Origin of the sequence: Streptomyces sp. MspMP-M5 (assembly GCF_000373585.1) — a bacterium.
In the GTDB taxonomy this organism is placed as follows: Bacteria; Actinomycetota; Actinomycetes; order Streptomycetales; family Streptomycetaceae; genus Streptomyces.
Genome location: NZ_KB891930.1, coordinates 22,022 through 28,021, shown reverse-complemented (window position 1 = coordinate 28,021; position 6,000 = coordinate 22,022). Strand labels below are relative to the sequence as shown.

The 6,000-nt window shown below is 66.9% G+C and carries 6 protein-coding genes; 3 read left to right on the top strand and 3 right to left on the bottom strand.

Annotated features, from left to right (window positions below; translation table 11 throughout):
• Positions 1–60: 60 nt before the first annotated feature.
• Positions 61–834, bottom strand: a complete 774-nt coding sequence (locus B073_RS0133235; RefSeq protein WP_420706481.1) for an SDR family NAD(P)-dependent oxidoreductase — start codon at positions 832–834, stop codon at positions 61–63.
• A gap of 166 nt (positions 835–1,000) precedes the next feature.
• Positions 1,001–1,624 (bottom strand): ScbR family autoregulator-binding transcription factor, encoded by a 624-nt coding sequence (locus tag B073_RS0133230; RefSeq protein ID WP_026247958.1) that lies wholly within the window; start codon positions 1,622–1,624, stop codon positions 1,001–1,003.
• 211 nt (positions 1,625–1,835) lie between these two features.
• Between B073_RS0133230 and B073_RS41975 the strand changes: the two genes are divergently transcribed.
• The 3 genes from B073_RS41975 to B073_RS0133215 all read left to right on the top strand — a co-directional run bounded on the left by B073_RS41975 (position 1,836) and on the right by B073_RS0133215 (position 5,749).
• Positions 1,836–2,831 carry a ScbA/BarX family gamma-butyrolactone biosynthesis protein gene (locus tag B073_RS41975; RefSeq protein WP_078508285.1) on the top strand — a complete coding sequence of 332 codons (996 nt, stop codon included), beginning with the start codon at positions 1,836–1,838 and terminating at the stop codon, positions 2,829–2,831.
• Positions 2,832–3,205: 374 nt separating this feature from the next.
• Complete coding sequence (locus B073_RS0133220) at positions 3,206–3,685, top strand: hypothetical protein (protein ID WP_158690285.1); 480 nt, start codon at positions 3,206–3,208, stop codon at positions 3,683–3,685.
• A gap of 801 nt (positions 3,686–4,486) precedes the next feature.
• Positions 4,487–5,749, top strand: a complete 1,263-nt coding sequence (locus B073_RS0133215) for a pyroglutamyl peptidase (protein WP_078508284.1) — start codon at positions 4,487–4,489, stop codon at positions 5,747–5,749.
• 36 nt (positions 5,750–5,785) lie between these two features.
• Here the strand turns inward: B073_RS0133215 and B073_RS0133210 are convergent, their stop codons facing one another.
• Entirely contained in the window at positions 5,786–5,995 is a 210-nt protein-coding gene (locus tag B073_RS0133210) for a hypothetical protein (protein WP_018542392.1), read from the bottom strand.
• Positions 5,996–6,000 lie beyond the last annotated feature (5 nt).

Here is a 6,000-nt window from a genome sequence, read left to right as displayed (position 1 = left end):
CCCCCCGCCAGTCGCTCCGGCCCCCCACACCAAAGGACGCGCGAGACACCAGGCAGTGCACTACGCAGCGGTCCAACCACCATCCACCGGCACCGCCGCACCCGTCACAAAAGACGCCCGATCACTGCACAACCACGCCGCCGCCTGCGCAACCTCCACCGGATCCGCCATACGCTTTTGAACCGAACGCCCCACAAAACCCGCCTCCAACCCCGGCGCACCCACCAACACCTCATCCATCAACTCCGTCCGCGTACTACCCACCACCAAAGCATTCACCCGCACCCCCCACTCCCCATACTCAACCGCCGCCGCCCTGGTCAACCCCAACACCGCATGCTTAGCAGCCACATACGGAGAACCCGCACCCGTCGCCCGACAACCCGCCACACTCGAAGTATTGACCACCGCCGCCTCACGGCCGCAGGCGAGCATGGCCGGAAGCTGATGACGCAGGCAGTTCCACACCCCCCGCACATTCACCTCCATCACACGGTCGAAGACCTCATTGTCCGTCTCGTGCAGGAGTGTTCCCGCCTCGGCCCAGCCTGCGTTGTTGAACGCGCCGTCCAGGCGGCCGAAGCGCTCCACCGCCGCCGCAACCGCCCTCTCGACGTCCTTCTCCACGCCCACATTCCCGGCCGCCACCGCCGCGCGGCCACCGCGCGCCTCGATCTCCCCCGCCAGCTCACGCAGCCGCTCCTCCCGGCGAGCCATCAGCACCACTGCCGCCCCCTCGGCCGCGAACAGCCGTGCCGCGGCGGCACCGATCCCGCTGGAGGCACCCGTAATCATGACCACCCTGTCGGTCAACAACCCCTGAACATCGGTCATCTCAGCTTGCTCCTCATCTCCGATCCCTGGCCCGAAAGCCCTGGCTGCCACCATCACCGCCCGACTCCTTGAGCCGGCCGGACGCGTTCCATCCCCTACCCCGTACGACCGCGGAAACCAGATGAGCGGACATCAAACGGCAGGCTCAAACGGCCGCAACGACTGCTCACGCCGAAGTTCCCCGCACCGGATCCAAGTCCATACGAGCCGCCACCTCCGGCGCAGCAACCCCCGGCAACAGCAGTTCCCACATCCTGACCGTCCGCTCGGGCAGATCCCGACGGCCACTCACCAGCTGCGCATAAAGCTGAACCCCCGTACACGCCCCCACCACGAACTCGGCCACTCCCTCCACATCGAGACCAGGCCGCAGCTCACCGCCGCGTTCGGCCTCCCGAAGACAACCCGCCATGATGTCGCGCCAGCTGAGGTAGGCAGTGGCATCCCGGACACCGAAAGCACCCTGCTCCACCGACAGTCGCACCCCCGCCCGCAACACCGGATCGGTCTGCAGACGCTGCGCCCACACCAGCGTGATGTCCACCAACCGCTGCAGCCCCTCCGAACGGAGCATGCCCTCAACAGCCTGCGGCTGAGCGTTCATCACCGCCTTGGCCAGCCCCTCCTTCGACTCGAAGTGGAAGTACAACGCACTGGTCGTCACCCCGGCCCGCTCCAGGATCTTGTTGATACCCGCGCCGGAGTACCCGAACTCGTCGAACACCTCCGCCCCCGCCCGAAAAAGCTTCTCACGGGTACGCAGCGCCCGTTCCTGTGTCACTTGTCTCATCCTCTGACCCTTCAATACCCCTCGACAGAAAAGAGAACGCTCTTTATTCTACTTGGCAATTATTCGGCCACCGACTTCCACGCGCCACCCCTTTCACAGCTCAAAAAAGTCGCCCAAGAGGACACCACCACGCACCAGGCACGCCCACACGATTCAACACATCTCGCACCGTGCCATCGATACCACTTCCCTCATCGCCTGGGAGTTCCGCATGCACTGCAACGCTGTCCCCGCTACCACCAGGCCCAGCCCTGTCGCCTTCGTTCCCAAGAAATTCGTCCACAAGACCAATTCCGCCGAGGTCTTACTCACCGGCTGGCAACGGACAGACACCAATGCCTTTACCGTCTTTGCCCATTGGCCCACAACACACAGCTTCTACACAACAGGCCCCAGCCCCGTCGACCCACTGCTGCTCACCGAGACCATCCGCCAGATGTTCCCGCTACTGTGCCACGGCGCCTACAACGTGCCGTTCGACCACCACCTGCTGTGGGAACACTACCGCTACGAACTCACCCCCCACGCCACCCAGATCACCGACCGGGCCGGCCCACTGAACCTGCACGTCGAATGCCAGGAAAAAGTGCACCGCGGCACCCGGCTGGCCGCCCTGACCCTCGCCGTCACCGTCGTCCGCCACGAGGTGCCACTGGCAACCGCCCACACCCGCTTCACCATCCAACCACCCGCCATCTACCACCGACTCCGAGCCGGCCGCACCAACACCGCACCCCTCACCCCAACCCCCCCACCACCCTGCCCCATCCCCCCACACGACCTCGGCCGCCGCACCCACGCCGACATCCTCCTCTCCCCCAGCGACAACCCCCACCGCTGGGCCCTGAGAATCGACACCACCCACCCCATACTCTTCGACCACCCCCTCGACCACGCCCCCGGAATCCTCCTCCTGGAAGCCGCCCGCCAAGCCGCCCAAGCCCTGACCCCCACACAGCCCATGACAGCAACCGCCATGCACAACACCTTCTCCCGCTACATCGAATACGACACACCCTGCTGGATCGAAGCCCACCCACTCCCCCCAACCCCCCCACACCACCACCGCACAGCCGTCACCCTCACCCAAGACAACATCCAGCGCTACACCACCACCATCACCCACACACCAACCCCCACCCCACCCCCCCACACACACCAAAACCCCCTGCACCCCCTACACCCCGCAGCCACCACCACCCCATAAACACCCAACTAAACACCCAACAAACCGACAAAACCGGTGTCGGCGTACGGCCGAGTAGAACGGCGCACCCATGGCGTTTGTTCGTCATCGGTCAGTTGTCGCGGTGCCGCTTCGGCGGCCGCCGTCGATGCCGCCGGTGCCGGCACAGGCAGCCACGTCGTGAGCGAAGGGCCGGAGACCCACCGACCGGTTCTCAAACCCACTTTCCCGGGGCGGCACCCCAACCCTCACCACCACCGACGCCAAACCAAGAGAGCACAACGCACCCCGCAGATGACACACCGGACTCCCAGCGGAGCACTGAGGGCGGCGCCGCGTCCTCGCGGATTGGACCGGACGGATATCTGCATGAAACCCTTCGCCATATGCACGTTATGGACATACTTATACCCTTCGCCCAGACCGGTCGCATCGGCGCGGCGCGCCTGGGCGCCGAACTCAAGGATGTCGTGCAGGAGTTGGGGCCTCCGTGGGATTATGGCTCCTCGACCGGAGCCGACGGGCTGCCGTATCTGTACGCGTACGGCAGCCTGGAGATCGCCGTCTGCCATGCCCACTGCCAGGTGATCGACGCGGTCATGGTCCAGACGGACTGGACCACGATGGAATGGCCGTCGCAGGAGCCTGGACAACCGCAGACATTCCCCGGTCGTCCTACGTACGACGAAGCCCTGCGGGCCCTGGACGAGGCCGGATGTCCCTGGGAGAACTACCAGCCGCTGACTCTTGAGGACCAGTGCGCGATCCGCGTCCCCGCCTCCGGCGCGACCTTCGTCTTCGCGACGGACGAAGGGGAAAAACCCGTACTCTGCAGCGTGTCAGTGGCCCAGCATCGCCCCCACCCCTGCGGCTGACCAGCACCCTCGCCAGCCGCCGAACAGCGACTCCGACCAGCCTCCCAGCAGCTGGCAACGCCCGCGCCGAATGGTGGGCACGGCCGCGAATACGGCACTGCCGCAGCGCCACCACAGCGCTGGCGCACTCCCGAGGCCGACCGGGTGGCGATTGAACTCCCCCTGCTGTGAACTGGTTTGAGGCAGCACAGCTCGGCGAGCAACAGCCTGGGCCAGGCAGGGACTCGGTGGCGGTGAGATGGCAACCGGCCGTGAGGTGGGTGTGCGCCTGTGGAACAGGTGCCGGGCTTCAGGTGTCCGATTCCCGTCCACTGGCAGGAGCTTCTCGCGTCTGAAGACGCTCGATGAGCTCGCGCCAGCTGCTCGGTATGCCGGCCGATGTCCGTAGCGCGCTTGAGGCGTGCAGGCAGGAGTTGATGGCGGCGGTGGCGGATGGAGAAGGTGCTGGGCAACCGCAAGGCCGGCACCGGGGACGTGCGGCTGTCGCCGGATGGGGAGCTGATCATCCCGTCGCTGTCGGCCGAGGACATCCCGGCCGAGGGCTGCCGCGCTCAAGGAGGGCCTTGCGGAGCTACGGCTGCCGGCGGTACTGCTCGCGAGCGCAACGGCCCTGGGCCTGGTGCGGATGGCGGAGGCGTGCGGGATCTCGTACGACGTCCTTCACAGGGCAATACACCTAGTGGAAAAATGAGTTCGAAGCCCTGAGCCACACCTCATGGCGTGGACCACTTCCGTCACGCGATACTGCAGCGGTCCGACAGTACGCGCGCGCCCCACAGCGACGGAAGGATCCCAAGTCCCTTGAATTCCCTACGTGCTCGGATCGGCATCCTCGGTGTGGCCCTGCTGGCGGGACTGGCGGCACCTGCGACCACGGCGGCGGCTCGGGACGCTCAAGGCGCCCCGGCCCCGACCGTCGAGGAGCAGCGCCTGGACAAGGCGGTACCGCAGGAGATACTGCGACGCTCCGGATTCGACTCCGTGGCGCCGGACTTCGTCCGAGACCTGGCCCGGACGCACTCCTTTGAGCAGGCCCGCGGCATCGTCGTACGGGACGGTACGGCGCTGTGGCGGCGCGCCGTCGACTGGGCGCAGGGGCGGGGCCCCGCGGGCGGCGGCCTCAGCCGGGACGACGACCGGCCGCTGTACTGGGCGCGGCTCGGGATGACGCGGGACGTGCGCACGTGGGAGCCGGGTTTCGGGCTCAGTGACGCGCAACGCGCGGCCCTGCTGGGCCAGTTGGAGCGGACCTCGCGCGGTCAGACCGACATCCGCTACCCGTCGCGCGCCACGGGCATCAAGCGCATTCTCGTCACCGGCTTCGACCCGTTCACACTGGACCAGGACATCAGGATCTCGAACCCGTCCGGAGCCGTCGCGCTCGCTCTTGACGGGACGGTGATCCAGACCGACTCCGGTCCGGCCCGCATCGAGGCCGTCACGTTCCCGGTGCGTTGGCAGGACTTCGCGAAGGGGACGGTGGAGCGGACGCTGGCGCCGTACCTGCCGAAGGTCGACCTGTACACGACGGTGAGCCAGGGCCGGGTGGGCCGCTTCGACGTCGAGCGAACGAACGGGGCCTGGCGCGGCGGCTACCCCGACAATGACGACCTCAGCAGCACTGGGACCATCCCGGTTGCCGCCCCGGCCACACAACCGCAGTGGACGACGACCACCCTCCCTTACAAGGCGATTGTGACCGCGCACACCGGCCGGTTCCCGGGCTACGACCACACCGAGGTCACCGAGATCCCTGCAGGGCGCACCGAACCCGTCGTACGCCCCGACGGCCCCACCCCGGGCTCCACGGCCCGTGAGGGCGGCGGCGGCAACTACCTCTCCAATGAGATCGCCTACCGCGCGACCCTGCTGCGCGACCGGCTGGGCCTGCACGACAAGCTGCCAGGCGGGCACGTGCACACGCCGGTGCTCCGGTTCGGCGCCGGCAACACCGATCCAGCGACCGGAAAGATCACGGATCCGCAGTTTGTGCAGAACCGGCTGGACATCATTGCGCAGCTACGGTCGATCCTGACGGTGGCGGCGAATACGGCGCTGAAGTGACATCGTCCCCGCCCGCGTTCCCCTCGCCTCGCGAGGTCAGTGGGTGTCGCTGGTGTGGTGGGGCCGGGTGCGGCTCCACCATCGGACGCCGAGTCCCCAACCGATCACGATGATCAGCGCGAGGATTTTTCCTTGCCACTGTGAGACGGCGCTGAGGGTAAAGCCGCCGATTGCGGTGCCGGTCAGAGTCAGGGCGAGGACGGTGTAGGTGTGCGCATCGGTTCCGCGCTGGTTGTACTGCTTCACATGAC